The organism is Marivita sp. (genome assembly GCF_020055635.1).
GTDB lineage: Bacteria > Pseudomonadota > Alphaproteobacteria > Rhodobacterales > Rhodobacteraceae > Marivita.
The window spans coordinates 1-17,013 of the sequence record NZ_JAIPUT010000010.1 but is presented as its reverse complement, the minus strand read 5'-3'; the positions used below and the strand labels follow the sequence as shown (position 1 = coordinate 17,013).

15 protein-coding genes and 1 pseudogene are annotated in these 17,013 nt (G+C 59.8%); 10 read left to right on the top strand and 6 right to left on the bottom strand.

What is annotated here, in order from left to right; all coding sequences use genetic code 11:
* The 4 genes from mnmG to LCF60_RS07215 are packed head-to-tail and all read left to right on the top strand — an operon-like array spanning position 1 to position 4,188.
* A complete protein-coding gene (gene mnmG / locus LCF60_RS07230) occupies positions 1-1,884 on the top strand; it encodes a tRNA uridine-5-carboxymethylaminomethyl(34) synthesis enzyme MnmG (RefSeq protein ID WP_292290739.1) in 1,884 nt (627 codons plus the stop codon).
* Positions 1,881-2,462, top strand: a complete 582-nt coding sequence (gene rsmG / locus LCF60_RS07225) for a 16S rRNA (guanine(527)-N(7))-methyltransferase RsmG (RefSeq protein ID WP_292290738.1) — start codon at positions 1,881-1,883, stop codon at positions 2,460-2,462. Before mnmG ends, rsmG begins: the two co-directional genes overlap by 4 nt.
* Complete coding sequence (locus tag LCF60_RS07220) at positions 2,455-3,267, top strand: AAA family ATPase (RefSeq protein WP_292290855.1); 813 nt, start codon at positions 2,455-2,457, stop codon at positions 3,265-3,267. Before rsmG ends, LCF60_RS07220 begins: the two co-directional genes overlap by 8 nt.
* A gap of 9 nt (positions 3,268-3,276) precedes the next feature.
* On the top strand, positions 3,277-4,188 hold the full coding sequence (locus tag LCF60_RS07215; RefSeq protein WP_292290737.1) for a ParB/RepB/Spo0J family partition protein: 912 nt from the start codon (positions 3,277-3,279) through the stop codon (positions 4,186-4,188).
* A 1-nt stretch (position 4,189) separates the two neighbouring features.
* On the opposite strand, the gene hemW is transcribed toward LCF60_RS07215, so the two are convergent.
* The 3 genes from hemW to rph are packed head-to-tail and all read right to left on the bottom strand — an operon-like array spanning position 4,190 to position 6,649.
* Positions 4,190-5,335: a radical SAM family heme chaperone HemW gene (gene hemW / locus LCF60_RS07210; RefSeq protein ID WP_292290735.1), complete on the bottom strand. Its 1,146-nt coding sequence runs from the start codon at positions 5,333-5,335 to the stop codon at positions 4,190-4,192.
* Positions 5,328-5,939, bottom strand: coding sequence for an RdgB/HAM1 family non-canonical purine NTP pyrophosphatase (gene rdgB / locus LCF60_RS07205; RefSeq protein ID WP_292290733.1), 612 nt, complete (start codon positions 5,937-5,939; stop codon positions 5,328-5,330). The genes hemW and rdgB overlap by 8 nt, the downstream gene beginning before the upstream one ends.
* On the bottom strand, positions 5,936-6,649 hold the full coding sequence (rph, locus tag LCF60_RS07200; RefSeq protein ID WP_292290732.1) for a ribonuclease PH: 714 nt from the start codon (positions 6,647-6,649) through the stop codon (positions 5,936-5,938). Before rph ends, rdgB begins: the two co-directional genes overlap by 4 nt.
* A gap of 106 nt (positions 6,650-6,755) precedes the next feature.
* Here rph and hrcA point away from each other — a divergent pair, with 106 nt between their 5' ends.
* Positions 6,756-7,826: a heat-inducible transcriptional repressor HrcA gene (hrcA, locus tag LCF60_RS07195; RefSeq protein ID WP_292290730.1), complete on the top strand. Its 1,071-nt coding sequence runs from the start codon at positions 6,756-6,758 to the stop codon at positions 7,824-7,826.
* Between the two features lie 4 nt (positions 7,827-7,830).
* Positions 7,831-8,403 (top strand): nucleotide exchange factor GrpE, encoded by a 573-nt coding sequence (locus tag LCF60_RS07190; RefSeq protein ID WP_292290728.1) that lies wholly within the window; start codon positions 7,831-7,833, stop codon positions 8,401-8,403.
* Here LCF60_RS07190 and mutS read toward each other — a convergent pair.
* Positions 8,400-11,027, bottom strand: a complete 2,628-nt coding sequence (mutS, locus tag LCF60_RS07185; RefSeq protein ID WP_292290853.1) for a DNA mismatch repair protein MutS — start codon at positions 11,025-11,027, stop codon at positions 8,400-8,402. The genes LCF60_RS07190 and mutS overlap by 4 nt on opposite strands.
* 115 nt (positions 11,028-11,142) lie before the next feature.
* On the opposite strand from mutS, the gene LCF60_RS07180 reads away from it, so the two are divergent.
* A complete protein-coding gene (locus LCF60_RS07180) occupies positions 11,143-13,398 on the top strand; it encodes an NADP-dependent malic enzyme (RefSeq protein ID WP_292290726.1) in 2,256 nt (751 codons plus the stop codon).
* Position 13,399: 1 nt separating this feature from the next.
* The gene (locus tag LCF60_RS07175; protein WP_292290725.1) at positions 13,400-14,275 is read left to right on the top strand and encodes a ribokinase; all 876 of its coding nucleotides are present in this window, start codon (positions 13,400-13,402) and stop codon (positions 14,273-14,275) included.
* On the opposite strand, the gene msrA is transcribed toward LCF60_RS07175, so the two are convergent.
* Positions 14,272-14,934 (bottom strand): peptide-methionine (S)-S-oxide reductase MsrA, encoded by a 663-nt coding sequence (gene msrA / locus LCF60_RS07170; RefSeq protein WP_292290723.1) that lies wholly within the window; start codon positions 14,932-14,934, stop codon positions 14,272-14,274. The two genes, LCF60_RS07175 and msrA, sit on opposite strands and share 4 nt — an antisense overlap.
* Positions 14,935-15,093: 159 nt before the next feature.
* Here msrA and LCF60_RS07165 point away from each other — a divergent pair, with 159 nt between their 5' ends.
* Both LCF60_RS07165 and LCF60_RS07160 read left to right on the top strand, forming a co-directional pair.
* Positions 15,094-15,813: an HAD family hydrolase gene (locus LCF60_RS07165; RefSeq protein WP_292290722.1), complete on the top strand. Its 720-nt coding sequence runs from the start codon at positions 15,094-15,096 to the stop codon at positions 15,811-15,813.
* A gap of 100 nt (positions 15,814-15,913) precedes the next feature.
* Positions 15,914-16,327, top strand: coding sequence for a hypothetical protein (locus LCF60_RS07160; RefSeq protein WP_292290721.1), 414 nt, complete (start codon positions 15,914-15,916; stop codon positions 16,325-16,327).
* 56 nt (positions 16,328-16,383) lie between these two features.
* Here LCF60_RS07160 and LCF60_RS07155 read toward each other — a convergent pair.
* Positions 16,384-17,013, bottom strand: a pseudogene (locus tag LCF60_RS07155) (argininosuccinate synthase domain-containing protein); the annotation flags it as partial.

Below are 17,013 nucleotides of genomic sequence, written 5' to 3'. Positions count from 1 at the left end.
GTGTTTCACGTGAAACAATTTGATTTCGATGTCATCGTTGTCGGCGGTGGGCATGCTGGCTGTGAAGCGGCACACGCCTCGGCGCGCCTTGGTGCGCGAACTGCCTTGGTGACCTTGAACGAATCTGGCATCGGTGTCATGTCCTGCAACCCCGCCATTGGCGGGCTGGGAAAAGGTCATCTGGTTCGCGAGATCGATGCCTTTGACGGTGTCATGGGCCGTGTTGCCGATTTGGCAGGTATCCAGTTTCGCTTGCTCAACCGACGTAAAGGCCCAGCCGTGCAAGGCCCCAGAGCACAGGCAGACCGCAAGATTTACCAGCGCGAGATGCTGAAGGCCACGAAAGCACAGGCAAACCTGACAATTTTGACCGGTGAGGTAACCGACCTTATTTATGCGGGTGCAAAGGTTTCCGGCGTTCAAATCAATGGTGAACAGCACCTGACAGCGCCGTCCGTCATCCTTACGACCGGCACATTTTTGCGGGGAATCATCCATATCGGGGATCGTCAGATCGCGGGCGGTCGCATGGGCGAACAACCGTCCAACGATCTGGCGAATACCTTGTCGGGTTTCGATCTTCCCTTGGGACGCCTGAAAACCGGGACCCCACCGCGTCTGGATGGGCGGACGATTGATTGGGCTGGTCTTGACGAACAACCGGGTGACGACGAACCGGTGATGTTCTCCTTCCTCTCCACCACCCCAACAGCCCGCCAGGTTCCGTGTGCGATCACACATACCAACGCCAAAACCCACGAGATCATTCGCCAGAACCTTGATCGCTCTGCCATGTATGGCGGTCATATCGAAGGCGTCGGCCCGCGGTATTGCCCGTCGATCGAAGACAAGATCGTGCGTTTTGCCGACAAGGACTCGCACCAGATTTTCCTTGAGCCCGAAGGGCTTGACGACCATGCCATATATCCAAATGGAATTTCGACGTCGCTTCCGGAAGAGGTGCAATTGGAGTATGTCCGTTCCATTCGGGGGCTCGAGAACGCGGAAATTCTCCAGCCTGGATATGCCATTGAATATGACTATGTCGATCCGCGGTCCCTGAACCTCGATCTGTCGCTGAAATCCTGTAGCGGGCTGTACCTCGCCGGGCAAATCAATGGGACAACCGGCTATGAGGAAGCGGCAGCCCAAGGGTTGGTCGCGGGCCTCAACGCCGCGCGCCGGTCGCAAGGGTTGGAGCCGACGACGTTCAGTAGGTCAGACAGCTATATCGGGGTGATGATCGACGACCTGACGTCGCGCGGTGTTTCCGAACCATATCGCATGTTCACCTCACGCGCCGAATATCGGTTGTCGCTGCGTGCAGACAACGCAGACCAACGACTTACACCCAAGGCCATGGCGCTGGGTTGCGTCGGGAAAGAGCGAATTGCCGCGTTTACTGAAAAGATGGAACGCATGTCTTCCGGACGGATGGCGCTGGAGTCGCTTGTCGTGACGTCCAAACAATTGGTGGATGCCGGTGTGGACATCTCTCAAGACGGCTCCAAGCGAACAGGGGTAGAGGCGTTGGCCATCGAAGCGGTGACTTGGGATGCCTTGGTTGCGATTGAGCCTCGATTAATGTCGATTGACGCAAAGACGCGCGAACAGTTGGCGAAGGATGCCTTGTATGCGAATTATATCGAGCGGCAAAAAAAAGACATCGATGCGTTGCGGCGCGATGAATCCCAAATCATTCCCACAGATTTCGCGTTTTCTGGCATCGAAGGGCTTTCGAACGAACTCAAACTCAAACTTGCGGCCTCCAAGCCGGCCAACATGGCCCAAGCATCGCGCATTGACGGGATGACGCCCTCTGCGCTTCTTTTAATTTTGTCGAAGTTGAGAAATGATAAACCGAAAGCGCGCGTCGCAGGATGAATGTTTCACGTGAAACACAAGCGAAGCTGGACATATATCTTGAGCTCTTGAAGAAATGGTCGTCCAAGATCAACTTGGTATCATCAAGCTCCTTAAAAGATGCGGCTCGCCGACATTTTGAGGATTCCCTACAGCTTGGGTATCTTTGTCCGCCCGGCGCGCGATCCTGGGTCGATCTCGGTTCAGGCGGCGGATTTCCCGGTGCGGTGATAGCCATTGTGAAGCCAGAGCTTGAGGTTACGCTGATCGAAAGCGATCAGCGCAAGGCGGCGTTCCTGCGGACTGTTTCACGTGAAACAAATACACCGTTGAACGTGATTGCAAACCGCATTGAACGTGCCGACCCCCAAAACGCAGACGTTGTCAGCGCGCGGGCGCTGGCACCGCTGACAGACCTTCTTTCCTTTGTAGAAATTCATCGGGCACCCCGTGGCACGGCTCTGTTTCTCAAAGGCGCCACATGGCAAAATGAAGTCGTGGAAGCGCGAAAGAAGTGGCGATTCACCTGTAAAAACCATAAAAGCGAAACAAGCCCTGACGCAGCACTTCTGGAGATTGGAGAGCTCTCACGTGTATGACCCGACGCGCCCCGCTGGACCGAAAATCATGGCGATCGCCAACCAAAAGGGCGGGGTTGGTAAAACCACGACTGCGATAAATTTTGCGTCGGCCTTGGCAGAAATCGGACAGAACGTGCTGGTTGTCGATCTGGACCCCCAGGGAAACGCTTCAACCGGGCTGGGCATCATGCCCGAAAATCGCCGCGCGACGACCTATGATCTGCTGCTGGATGATTTCCCGCTGAGTGATATCATTTGCAAGACGCATCTCGACAATCTCAGCCTCGTGCCCTCGACGACGGACCTGAGTTCTGCCGATATCGAACTTATCGCCAATGAAAAACGCAGTTTCCTGCTGCATGATGCGCTGCGCCAAACCGATATGGACCAATTCGGATTTAACTTTATCCTTGTCGACTGTCCGCCGTCGTTGAACCTTCTGACGGTAAACGCCATGGTCGCGGCGCATTCGGTGCTGGTTCCGCTGCAAAGCGAATTCTTCGCGTTGGAAGGTCTGAGCCAGCTCATGCTGACAATCCGGGAAGTGCGGCAATCGGCAAATCCAGGTCTGCGGATCGAAGGTGTCGTCCTGACGATGTACGATTCGCGAAACAACCTCTCGCAGCAGGTCGAGGCGGACGCGCGCGACAATTTGGGGGAGCTGGTGTTCAACACGGTGATTCCCCGAAATGTCCGGGTGAGCGAAGCCCCATCTTACGCGATGCCGGTTCTCGAATACGATACGAATTCCAAGGGTGCCGCCGCGTATCGCGCCTTGGCCCTTGAGTTTCTAGGCAAGACCGAAAAAGTGACAGCAGCGTGAGGAAAAGCCATGTCCGATAAGAAAGAGCAGCGGCGCGGATTGGGGCGTGGCCTGTCTGCCTTGATGGCAGACATTGAACCGGCTGCAGAGGTCAGTGCAGCACCCGAAGCGCCCCGGCCGGCACGGAGCTTGCCTATCGAGCAGCTCTTTCCGAACCCGGACCAGCCGCGGCGTCAGTTCGATGCGGAATCGCTGGAAGAATTGCGAAACTCCATCAAGAGCAAGGGCGTCATTCAGCCCCTGATCGTTCGGCGGCGGGGTGGATCCGACACCGAATACGAGATTGTCGCGGGTGAGCGTCGCTGGCGTGCCGCGCAGGCGGCGGGTGTGCATGATGTGCCCGTGGTCATTCGGGATCTCTCGGACGAAGATGTCCTGGAAATCGCGATCATAGAAAATATCCAGCGTGCCGATCTGAATGCAATCGAAGAGGCGGCGGGATACGAGCAATTGATGACGCGCTTCGGGCATACACAAGAAAAGCTGGCCCAGGCGCTTGGAAAAAGCCGCAGTCATATTGCCAACTTGCTCCGGCTCTTGAACTTGCCGGACGCTGTCAAGCAAGCGGTCACCGATGGAAAGCTTTCCGCAGGACATGCCCGCGCGCTTGTCACGGCGCCGGATCCGAAATTGCTGGCCGACCAGATCGTGCGAAATGGGTTATCCGTGAGGGAAACCGAAAAGCTGGTTCGTGATGCGTTGAATCCGGATGGTGCGCCGAAAAGAACGCGTTCGGACAAACCGTCCACAACCAGCAAGGACGCCGACACAAAAGCGCTCGAAGGCGATCTGTCTGCGGCACTTGGAATGAAGGTCAGCATCAACCATCAGGCCGGAAAGGATGCCGGTGTGGTGTCGATCAGTTATGATACTTTGGAAGACCTGGATGCGCTCTGCATGGTTCTGAGCGCGGGACGATGATTTAACTTTTTGCCAATTGCGAGATCAGGTGGTTGAGAAGGGGGCGGCCTTTGGGTGTCGCCCCGATGCGTCTGTCTGATTGCCAGATATAGCCTTCCTCGGTGAGGCTTTGCAGTCTTGGCCAATCCAGAACGACCGAAACATCCTCGATATCTATGCCCTCAAGAAGACGAAGGCCCATGATCAGCCGTTCATCCCCAACATCTGGTATCGACAGACCTTCCTTGACCTTGATCCCTGATCCCGCATCAACCGCCTTGAGCCAAGCTTCAGGTTGTTTCCAGCATTCGGTGGCATGGCGCTGGCCGTTGATCGTCAGTCGCCCATGCGCGCCGGGGCCGATCCCGGCATAATCTCCGCCACGCCAGTACAGGAGGTTGTGTTTCGACTCCGCGCCGGGCCGCGCGTGGTTCGAGACTTCGTAAGCGATGAAACCGGCCTGTTCGCACAAGTCTTGCGTCAGATCGTAGAGATCTGCTCCAAGGTCATCGGAGGGAAGACCTCTGAGCAAGCCGCGTTCGGCCCGGTCCCAAAAGGCGGTGCCTTCCTCGATGGTCAGCTGATAGAGCGACAAGTGATCGACCGCCATATCAAGTGCTGTGCCCAGTTCGGCGCGCCAGTCATCCAGGGTTTGATCCTGTCGTGCATAGATCAGGTCGAAACTGACGCGATCAAAGAATTCGCGGGCGACCGAAAACGCCAGTTGCGCTTCTTCCGCGGTGTGCAACCGGCCCAGTTTGCGAAGGTCGGGCGTGTTGAGAGCCTGTACGCCAAGGGAAACCCGGTTGACGCCGTGCCTGGCGTAGCCTTCAAAACGGTGTGCTTCGACCGATGTCGGGTTGGCCTCGAGCGTGATTTCGATGTCGTTGGCAAAGCTCCAGACATCGCGCGCGGCCGCCAGGATCGTGGCAACGGTGTCAGGGTGCATCAGGCTTGGCGTTCCGCCGCCAAAGAAGATCGATGTCAGGACACGGGGGCCGGTTTCGATGCCTGCGCGACGGATCTCGGCAGCTAGCGCGTCGGCCCATTTTGTCTGGTCGATTTGCGCTCTGACGTGGCTGTTGAAGTCACAATAGGGGCATTTTGCGGCGCAGAATGGCCAGTGCACATAAAGGCCAAAGCCACGCTCCTGCCAGAGTTCAGTCAAAACACCCGGCCACGAATTTTCTGAACGCGTCGGCGCGGTGGCTGATCCGGTTTTTTTCCCACCGGTCCATTTCCCCAAAGGTCATGCCATAGCCAGTCGGCTGGAAGACCGGATCATAGCCGTGACCTTGGTCGCCCCGCATCGGCCAGACGATCTGGCCCTCCATCTTTCCGGGAAACACCTCGTCGTGGCCGTCGGGCCAGGCCAGGACCAGGGTGCAGCAAAACCGACCGGTCCAGGGGGGCTGAACGCCCGACTTAAGAAGGGCGTCATGCGCCTTTTCCATCGCCATGACGAAATCCCGACCAGACCCTGTTTCCGCCCAATCCGCCGTATAGACGCCTGGAGCACCGTTCAACGCATCGATTTCGAGACCACTGTCATCGGACAAAGCGGGAAGGCCGGTCGCCTTGGCCGCTGCATGCGCCTTCAACCGCGCGTTTTCGACAAAGGTGGTGCCGGTTTCCTCGGGTTCGGGCAGATCCATCTCGGCCGCGCCAACGACCGAGATTTTGTAATTCTTCAGAAGATCCGCGATCTCGTCCAGCTTCCCCTGATTGTGGGTCGCGACCAGAAGACGGTCTCCTGCGAATTTGCGTGTCATTCTGCCGCCTTGAGCTGAAGCGCGACCAGTTCCTGAACGCCGGCATCGGCCAGGTCCAGAAGTTGTGTCATCTGATCCCGCGAAAAGGTCGAGCCTTCGGCGGACATCTGAACCTCGATCAATTGCCCATCGCCGCGCAGGATGAAGTTGCCGTCGACGCCTGCTTCGGAATCCTCGGGGTAATCGAGATCGAGTACCGGTTGACCGGCGTAGATACCACAGCTTACGGCAGCGACGGGCGAAATCAGCGGATCGCTTGTCACGTCGCCGGCCTTCATCAGCTTGTTGACGGCCAGACGCAGGGCAACCCAACCGCCGGTGATCGACGCGCAGCGGGTTCCGCCGTCGGCCTGGATCACGTCGCAGTCGATGCTGATCTGGCGTTCGCCAAGGGCCACGCGATCGACACCGGCCCGCAAGCTGCGCCCGATCAGTCTCTGAATCTCGACGGTGCGGCCCTGTTGCTTGCCGGTGGTGCTTTCGCGGCGCATCCGGCTGGTGGTGGAGCGGGGCAGCATGCCGTATTCGGCCGTGACCCATCCAAGACCCGACCCCTTGATGAAGGGCGGAACACGGTCTTCGATTGTTGCCGTGCAGAGCACATGGGTGTCGCCCATGCGGATCATGCATGACCCTTCTGCGTGCTTGCTGATCCCGGTTTCGATTGAAACCGCGCGCATTTCGCTTAATTTCCGTCCTGACGGTCGCATGGTATGTCCCTTTGATTGCCGTGTACGGATACAATCAGGCTTTGCGGTTTCGCAAGCCGATAGTCTGGCATACGAGGGGCTGTCACCAGCGAAACGAGGTGAGCGATTGAACGACGGATCGAAAATACTGGATGAAATGAACGACCGCTCTCGGGAGGTCTTCCGCAAGGTGGTCGAAGGCTACCTGTCCAGCGGGGAACCTGTCGGGTCCCGGACCTTGACGCGCACGCTGAATGAAAAGGTATCGGCGGCGACCATTCGCAACGTGATGCAGGATCTTGAATTCCTAGGCCTGCTGGACAGCCCGCATATCAGTGCGGGGCGTGTGCCGACACAGCTGGGGCTGCGCATGTTCGTCGACGGGCTGCTCGAGGTGCGCGATCTCGACCAGGATGATCGCAAGAAGATCGACGACACGATGACCAGCAACAGCCAGGACGTGGGCACGATCCTTGATCGGGTCGGATCGGCCCTGTCCGGCGTCACGCAAGGGGCGTCGCTTGTCTTGACGCCAAAGCACGAAGCCGCGATCAAGCATATCGAATTCGTGCATGTCGGCGGCGATCAGGCGCTTGTGGTGCTGGTCTTCGCCGATGGGCATGTAGAGAATCGCCTGTTCACGCCGCCACCGGGCCAGACGCCCAGTTCCATGCGGGAAGCGGCGAATTTCCTGAATGCGCTCGTCGAGGGCAGGACGCTTTCCGAATTGCGGCGCACGATGAAAGAGGAAATCTCGGCAAAACGGCAGGAGCTCAACGCGCTGGCAGCCACGCTGGTCGAGCAGGGTCTCGCGATGTGGGACGAGGATGGCAGCCATTCCGAGCGGTTGATCGTGCGTGGGCGGTCGAACCTTCTGGCCGAAGACGCACATGCCGAGGAACTGAGCCGGATCCGCGAATTGTTCGATGATCTGGAACGCAAGCGGGACATTGCCGAATTCCTCGAACTGACCGAACAGGGCGACGGTGTGCGCATTTTTATCGGGTCAGAGAACAAACTTTTCTCACTTTCGGGTTCCTCTTTGGTCGTGTCTCCATATATGAACGCTGATCGTAAAATAATCGGTGCGGTGGGGGTCATCGGCCCGACACGCCTCAACTATGGGCGCATCGTACCGATCGTAGACTACACCGCGCAGCTCGTCGGGAAACTACTCGGCGACCGCAACCAAGGGTAACGAGATGGCCGAAACGGATCATACAAAAGATTTTCTCGATAGCCTGGCCGAGGCTGAGGCAGAGGAAAACGAAGCGTTGGAGGAAGAGATCACTGACGATGACGCAGAACTGGATGCCTTGCGCGCAGAGCGGGACGATCTGAAAGACAAATTCATGCGGGCGCTGGCGGATGCCGAGAACGCGCGCAAACGATCCGACAAGGACCGCCGCGAGGCGCAGCAATATGGCGGATCTCGACTGGCGCGCGATCTGCTGCCCGTCTACGACAACCTGCAGCGCGCCCTGGATGCCATTCCCGAAGACCAACGCGAGGCGTCGAAGGCGTTTATCGAAGGCGTGGAATTGACGATGCGCGAATTGCTGAACGTGTTCAGCAAACATGGCGTCACCGCGATCAGACCCGAGGTTGGCGACAAGTTCGACCCGCAACAGCACGAAGCGATGTTCGAAGCGCCCGTGCCCGGCACCAAGGCCGGCGACATCATCCAGGTGTCGACCGAAGGGTTCATGCTGTACGATCGCCTGCTGCGTCCAGCTCAGGTCGGCGTAAGCTCAATGCCGAAATCCTCAAACTAACTGTCCGACAGGAGCGTTTTCAGGTGATACAGAGCCTGAAGCGCGTCCATCGGCGTCATCTCGTCGGGGTGCAGATCCTTGATCTGTGCCTCGATCTTGTTTTCAGCGGCGGGCTTCACCGGCTGCGGTGCGTTGGCTACTGCCGAGAACAAGGGCAAATCATCGATCAACGCCTTCGGTGAGGTGTTTTCGCGTTCGCCTTTTTCCAGGGCGTCCAGAACCGACCGTGCGCGCGTGATGACCGCAGGGGGCAACCCGGCAAGCTGGGCAACCTGTACCCCGTAAGACCGGTCTGCGGCCCCATCCCGGACCTCGTGCAGGAAGATCACGTCGCCTTCCCACTCGCGCACCGCGACCGTCGCGTTTTTCACGCCGTCCAGTTGCGTCGCGAGAGCGGTCAGTTCGTGATAATGCGTGGCGAAAAGCGCGCGGACCTTGTTGACCGATTGCAGATGTTCCAGCGTGGCCCATGCGATCGACAGGCCGTCATAGGTCGCGGTGCCGCGCCCGATCTCGTCGAGGATGACCAAGGCGCGGTCATCGGCCTGGTTCAGGATCGCGGCGGTTTCGACCATTTCCACCATGAATGTGGACCGTCCGCGCGCAAGGTCGTCTGATGCGCCGACACGGCTGAAAATCTGGCTGACAAGGCCGATATGGGCCGACTTGGCGGGTACATAGGACCCGATTTGCGCCAGCAGGGCGATAAGCGCGTTCTGGCGCAGGTAGGTCGATTTACCCGCCATGTTCGGCCCCGTCAGCAGGGTGATCGCGGCTTTTTCGCTGTCCGCAGACAGACCGCAATCATTGGCGACGAACCCGGTGTCGCCTTGCGATTTGAGCGCGCGTTCGACAACCGGATGTCGCCCCGCTTCGATCTCGAAGGCCCGGCTGTCATCGACAAGAGGGCGGCACCAATCAAGGTCCGTCGCAAGGTCGGCCAGCGCTGTGGCGAGGTCGAGTTCCGCCAGCCCGGTCGCAAGTGCGTTCAAGGCGGGCTGTTCGTCCAGAATGGCGCGGCTCAGGCCAGCATAGAGCCGCTTTTCGATCTCGATTGCCTCGGACCCCGCGTTCATGATGCGGCGTTCAAGCTCGGACAGTTCGACCGTGGTAAAGCGGATCTGGTTCGCGGTGGTCTGGCGGTGAATGAAGGTTTCGTTCAGCGGCGGCGCCATCATCTTCTGCGCATGGGTCGATGTCGTTTCGATGAAGTAACCCAGAACATTGTTGTGCTTGATCTTGAGCGCCGACACGCCCGTCGCCTCGGAATACTGCGCTTGCAGCCCGGCGATCACACTGCGGCCTTCGTCGCGCAGCTTGCGCGCCTCGTCCAGGTCGGCATCATGACCCGGCGCGATGAACCCGCCGTCCCGGGCCAGAAGCGGCGGTTCCGCGATCAGGGCGTCGTCAAGCAGCCCCATCAGCGTGTCGTGCCCCTTGCAGGCGCCGACCGCGCTTCGCAGGATGTCGGGCAACTCATGTGTCTCCAACACGGTGGAAATCGCCTCGGCCTGTGCCAATGTGTTGCGGATCGCCGCCATGTCCCGCGGGCCGCCGCGCTCGAGTCCCAGACGGGACAGGGCACGGTCCAGATCCGGCACCCGCTTCAGGGCATCGCGGACCTGACGGGCGGTCATGGGATCCGATATGGCCCAAGTGATCGCTTCCTGACGGCCCCGGATCACCGACAGATCGCGAGACGGTGTGGACAGACGCCGTTCCAGAAGCCGTGCGCCGCTGGCGGTGGCGGTGCGGTCGATGACCGATAGAAGTGACCCGGTACGCCCACCTTGCAAGGAATGCGTCAATTCGAGGTTCCGACGCGTTGCGGCGTCGATATGCATCGAATTGCCCAGCTTTTCCTGCTGTGGCGGGCGCAGCAGGGGAAGCCGGCCTTTCTGCGTCAGGTCAAGATAGTCGATCAATGCGCCCATGGCCGACAATTCGGCGCGCGAAAACTGGCCATAGGCATCCAGAGAAGAGACCCCGAATTGCTCGGTCAGCCGTGCATGCGCACCGGTGGAATCAAAGCTTGATTTACCAAGCCATGTTGGTTCCAGACCCAGATCGCGCAGAACGGTCGTCACTGCGTCGTCACTGCCTTCAGCCATCAGGATCTCGGCCGGCGACAGTTGCGCCAGTTCGGGACCGACACGGGCCAATGTCAGGGGCAAAACGTGGAGCGCGCCGGTGGAGATATCTGTCCAGGCCAGCGCCCAATCGTCTCTGACACAGGCCAATGCGGCCAGAAAGTTGTGCCGCCGCGCCTCGAGCAGTGTTTCCTCGGTCAGGGTGCCGGGCGTGACCAGCCGCACCACATCTCGTTTGACGACGGATTTTGACCCGCGCTTCTTCGCCTCTGCCGGGCTTTCCATCTGTTCGCAGACGGCGACGCGAAACCCCTTGCGGATGAGCGTCAGCAGGTAACCTTCGGCGGCGTGGACCGGCACACCGCACATCGGGATGTCGTCTCCGTCATGTTTGCCGCGCTTGGTGAGCGCGATGTCCAACGCCTCGGATGCTGCGGCTGCATCATCGAAGAACAATTCGTAAAAATCACCCATGCGATAGAACAACAAAGCGTCTGCGTACTGGGATTTTATTTCCAGATATTGCGCCATCATGGGTGTGACGGGTGATTTATTCGCGTTCACAAGCTTCCCCTTGGTGCTTTGGCGTGACATTAAGACGACCGACCCGGGTGGAAAACCCGAATTTGATCTACGAGGCCCCTGACGCATGTCCAACCCGAAATTCACCCGCGAAGAAGCGCTGGCGTTCCACCTCGAACCGACCCCCGGCAAATGGGAGGTGCAGGCCACCGTTCCCATGACCACGCAGCGGGACTTGTCGCTGGCTTATTCTCCGGGTGTGGCCGTTCCATGCGAGGATATCGCGAAAGACCCCGGACTGGCCTATGATTACACCAACAAGGGCAACCTGGTCGCGGTGATTTCCAACGGCACCGCGGTTCTGGGTCTGGGCAATCTGGGCGCGCTTGGGTCCAAGCCCGTGATGGAGGGGAAAGCCGTCCTGTTCAAGCGGTTCGCGGATGTGAATTCCATCGACATCGAGCTGGACACCGAAGACCCGGACGAGTTCTGCAAGGCGGTGCGCCTGATGGGGCCGACCTTTGGCGGCATCAACCTCGAGGACATCAAGGCGCCCGAGTGTTTCATCATCGAACAGCGCCTCAAGGAAGAGATGGATATTCCTGTCTTCCACGATGACCAGCACGGGACAGCGGTGATTTGCGCCGCAGGTCTGATCAACGCGCTGCATTTGTCGGGCAAGAAGATCGAGGACGTGAAGATCGTTCTTAACGGGGCCGGAGCGGCGGGCATCGCCTGTATCGAGCTTCTCAAGCGGATGGGCGCGCGGCACGAGAACTGCATCGTTGCGGACACAAAGGGCGTGATCTACCAAGGCCGGACCGACGGCATGAACCAGTGGAAATCGGCCCATGCCGTCAAGACCGACGCGCGCACTCTGGAAGAGGCGATGGTGGGGGCCGATGTCTTTCTTGGGGTCAGTGTCAAGGGAGCCGTCACACAGGACATGGTGCGGTCGATGGCCGACAATCCGGTGATCTTCGCGATGGCGAACCCCGACCCCGAGATCACGCCCGAAGAGGCGCACGAGGTGCGGATGGATGCGATCGTCGCCACCGGGCGCAGCGATTATCCGAACCAGGTGAACAACGTCCTGGGCTTTCCCTACCTGTTCCGGGGCGCGTTGGACATCCATGCGCGCGCGATCAATGACGAGATGAAGATCGCCTGTGCCGAAGCGCTGGCCGACCTGGCCCGTGAGGATGTGCCCGACGAGGTGGCGCTGGCCTATGGCAAAAGCCTGACCTTCGGGCGCGACTACATCATCCCGACGCCGTTCGATCCGAGACTGATCCACCGCATTCCGACCGCCGTGGCCAAGGCCGGCATGGACACAGGTGCGGCGCGGCGGCCGATCATCGACCTGGACGCCTACGAGGAATCCTTGAAATCGCGGATGGATCCCACGGCCAGCATCCTGCGCAGCATCAACGCCCGTGCCCGTACGGCGCAGGCCCGGATGATTTTTGCCGAAGGGGACGATCCGCGCGTGTTGCGGGCGGCGGTGATGTATCAGCGCTCCGGCTTCGGCAAGGCGCTTGTCGTCGGGCGCGAAGCCGATGTGAAGGCCAAGCTGGAAGAGGCCGGGCTGGGCGACGCAGTGCGCGAAGTGGAGGTGGTGAATGCCGCCAACACCAAGCACCTCGATCGGTACAAGGAGTTCCTCTACGACCGTCTTCAGCGCAAGGGACATGATCGGCAGGACATCCACCGCCTCGCGGCACGCGACCGCCATGTCTTTGGCGCGCTGATGTTGCAGCAGGGTCATGGAGATGCGCTTGTCACCGGGGCGACGCGCAAATCGGCGCATGTGATGGAATTGATCAATCACGTCTTCGACGCGGATGCGTCGCATGGCGCGGCAGGGGTCACCGCATTGTTGCACAAGGGGCGGATCGTGCTGATCGCCGACACGTTGGTGCATGAATGGCCAGATGAAGAAGACCTGGCCAACATCGCCGAACGCGCGGCCGAGGTGGCGCGTCTGATCGGGCTCGAGCCGCGGGTTGCCTTCGTGTCGTTCTCGACCTTCGGCTACCCGGTCTCCGAGCGGGCCGAAAAGATGCACATCGCGCCAAGTGTCCTGGACCGGCGGGGCGTGAACTTTGAATATGAAGGCGAAATGACCGTCGATGTCGCCCTGAACCGCACAGCCCAGAAATATTATCCGTTCCAGCGGCTGACGGGCCCGGCGAACATCCTTGTCGTTCCGGCACGCCATTCCGCGTCTATCTCGGTGAAGCTGATGCAGGAAATGGCCGGGGCCACGGTGATCGGTCCGATCCTTGCCGGTGTCGACAAGTCGATCCAGATCTGCTCGACCTCCATGACCGCCGGTGACATTCTGAACATGTCGGTGCTTGCGGCCTGCAAAGGAGGCTGAGGTGGCGGTCTTCAACCTTGGGTCCATCAATGCGGACCTGTTCTACCAAGTGCCGCATCTTCTGTCGCCGGGCGAGACCTTGGCCTCGACCGATCACAGTCGCGGCTTGGGCGGCAAGGGCGCGAACATGTCGGTCGCGATCGCACGTGCGGCGGCCCGTGCGACCCATATCGGGGCGGTCGGGTTTGACGGGCGATGGGCCGTCGAGCGGCTTTTGGAATATGGCGTGGACACGCGGCATATCTCGGAGCTTGCCACGCCGACAGGGCATGCCGTGATCATGGTGGACGGGCAGGGCGAAAACGCGATCCTGCTGTTCCCGGGGGCCAATCGGGCCATAACAGAGACACATATCGCCGTCGCACTGGATGACGCGACCGAAGCGGATATTTTCCTCTTTCAGAACGAAACATCGGGGCAGAGCGACGGCGCGACCTTGGCGTCGGCAAAGGGGCTGCGGGTGGTCTACGCGGCGGCTCCTTTCGATTCCGGCGCGGTTCAGGCCGTGCTTCCGCTTCTTGATGTGCTTGTCATGAACGCCGTCGAGGCCGAACAATTGGCAAGGGCCACCGGCACGAACCTTTCCGATTTGCCGGTTCGGGATATCGTCGTGACGCTGGGTGGCGAAGGCTGCCGGTGGCTCAACACCGATCTGGGCACAGATCAGCGCTTTCCGGCGATCCCGGTCACGCCTGTCGACACGACAGGCGCGGGTGACACGTTCACCGGCTTTCTGGTCGCCGGTCTGGATCGGGGCATGCCGATGGAGCAGGCGATTTCGCTGGGTCAGCAGGCGGCGGCGATCATGGTCACCCGTCACGGAACGGCGGATGTGATCCCCGATCTGAAAGACGTGCAGGATGCGCGGTTGGCCTAGTTCGTCAGAAACGGTGCGTCGCTGCCCCAAAGCTCTTCGATGCGCGCGTCACGACGGCAGCCTTCGCGGTAGCGTTTGTAGGCCTCGGCCTGCTGGATCGGGCCAAAGCGTGTCAGAACGCGATTTGTGCCCTTGTAGTAATCCTGGTGATAGTCCTCGGCCTCGTAAAACGGCTTGGCGTCGAGGATCGGTGTGACGATTTCCTGTCCCAACTCGGCCTCTGCGTCGGCTTTTGCCTCTTCTGCGGCCGCGCGTTCGGCAGCGTTCGAGACGAATATGGCGGTTGCATAGCTTTGACCGCGATCGCAGAACTGCCCGTCCGGATCTGTCGGGTCAATCGAGCGGAAAAACAGATCGTACAGCTGGTTGCGGTTGATGCTGTCGCTGTCGTAGCTGATCCTGACGGCTTCGTAATGTCCTGTTCCGCCGCCCGTGACCTGTTTGTAGGTCGGATTGGCGACATTGCCGCCGGTGTAACCCGATACGGCCTCCTTGACGCCTTGGACCCGCTCGAAATCGGCCTCGACACACCAGAAACATCCCCCGGCGACGACGATGTCGCGGATTTCATCAGCTTTGGCTCCGGTCGAGTGGAGGCAGGCTCCGGCGATGATGGACAGGGCCAGAAGGGCAGGGCGGGAACGGCGAAGAAGGCGCATGAGATCTCTCCTTGAGAAGTGGCGACAGACTGCGATGAAACGCTGGCATGGTGCAATTTCCATGCAGTCTTCTCACTGAAAGGTGAAAAGCGGTTATTGCTTGCGTAACGTTGTTCAGCCGGTACCGTTCCTGTGATTTGGCCATACGGAGACACGATTGTGAGACTGGCGATGTGGTCGGGACCGCGCAACCTGTCGACGGCGATGATGTATGCCTTTGCGCAGCGTGCCGATTTCGCAGTGGTGGACGAGCCGTTTTACGGGCCATACCTGCGGCTGACCGGGCTGGACCATCCAATGCGCGACGCCATACTGCAAAGCAGGCCCGAGGACGGTTTCGAGGTCGAACAGTCTCTGTTGGGGCCCCTGCCGAACGGCAAAACCCACGCCTATCACAAGCATATGTGCCAGCACATGATCGACGGAATTCCGCGCGGCTTCATGGGTGAGTGTATCAACGTGTTCCTGATCCGGCATCCGGCGCGTGTCGTGGCGAGCTTTGCCAAGGGCTATCCGGACCTGACCGCCGACGACATCGGCTTCGAGGCCCAGGTCGGTTTGTTCGACCATGTTCGGTCACTGGGGCAATCACCGGTTGTGATCGACAGCGCCGACATTCGGAACACGCCCCATCGCATGTTGCAGAAACTGTGTGACGCGGTCGGGTTGGCGTTCGATCCGGCCATGCTGCGCTGGCCCGCCGGGCCAAAGCCTTACGACGGCGCATGGGCACCTCATTGGTACAAATCCGTGCATCAAAGCACCGGTTTCGCAGGACCCGAGGGGCCTTTGCCGGGTCTGTCCGGTACCTTGTCCGATCTTGTCGCGCGGACCTTGCCGGCCTACCGCAAGCTTGAAGCGGTCAAGTTGCGTCCCTGAAGGCAATTTTTTCAAAGCCCAACTGAAACTTTCGGATCTCGTGCTTCGTGGCTGCTGGGGTGAGCGGGCCAAACGTCCCGTGTTTCAAAGGAGATTGAAGATGAAATACGCAATTGCTTCCACGATTTTCGCCCTTTCCGCGACCGCCCTTACGGCCGCAGGCCATTCGATGGCGCCGTCTGTCGACGCGATGGACCAAGACGTGTCCGGCGGAACCGTGACCGCGTCCAGCGTCGTTGCGCCCGCGAATGGCTGGCTGGTGGTGCACCGCACCGGGTCCGACATGAAGCCGGGTCCGGTCGTGGGCTATGCGCCGCTCAAGGAGGGCGAGAACACCGACGTTTCCGCGATCCTTCAAGAGGACGTGGCGTCCGGCGATATGCTCATGCTGATGGTGCATGGCGAAGACGGTGGCATGTCCACCGGTGTTTTCGAATACACGCTCGGCGCCAAGGAAGACGGCCCGATCCGCGTCGATGACGCGCTGGTGATGAAGGTTGTGTCTGCGCAGTAAGCTGCGCAAGTGACGAGTGTCAGGCCCGCCGAGTCCTTGGCGGGCCTTTTTTCGGTCTACTTGTCCGAAAGACGACGGTTCCGCGCTGCCAGCAGTTTCAGGCGCAGCGCATTGAGTTGGATGAAGCCCTGCGCGTCTTTCTGGTCATAGGCGCCGGCGTCCTCTTCGAAGGTCACATGCGCCTCGGAATAAAGCGAATGATCTGACCAGCGCGCAACGGTGTTGACCGAGCCCTTGTAGAGCTTCACGCGCACGGTTCCGGTGACATGCTCTTGGCTCTTGTCGATGAGCGCCTGCAGCATTTCCCGCTCAGGTGAGAACCAGAAGCCATTGTAGATCAGTTCCGCATAGCGCGGCATGATCGAATCCTTGAGGTGGCCGGCGCCGCTGTCCAGCGTGATCTGCTCGATGCCGCGATGCGCCTCGAGCAAAACGGTGCCGCCGGGTGTCTCATAAATGCCGCGCGACTTCATGCCGACAAAGCGGTTTTCCACGAGGTCCAGACGACCGACGCCATGCTTTCCGCCCAGCTCGTTCAGCTTGGTCAGGATCGTGGCGGGCGACATCGCTTCGCCGTTGATGGCCACGGCATCGCCCTTTTCAAAGGTGATCTCGACCATTTCCGGCGTGTCGGGCGCATCCTCGGGATGCACGGTGCGCTGGTAGACGTAATCGGGCGCTTCCTG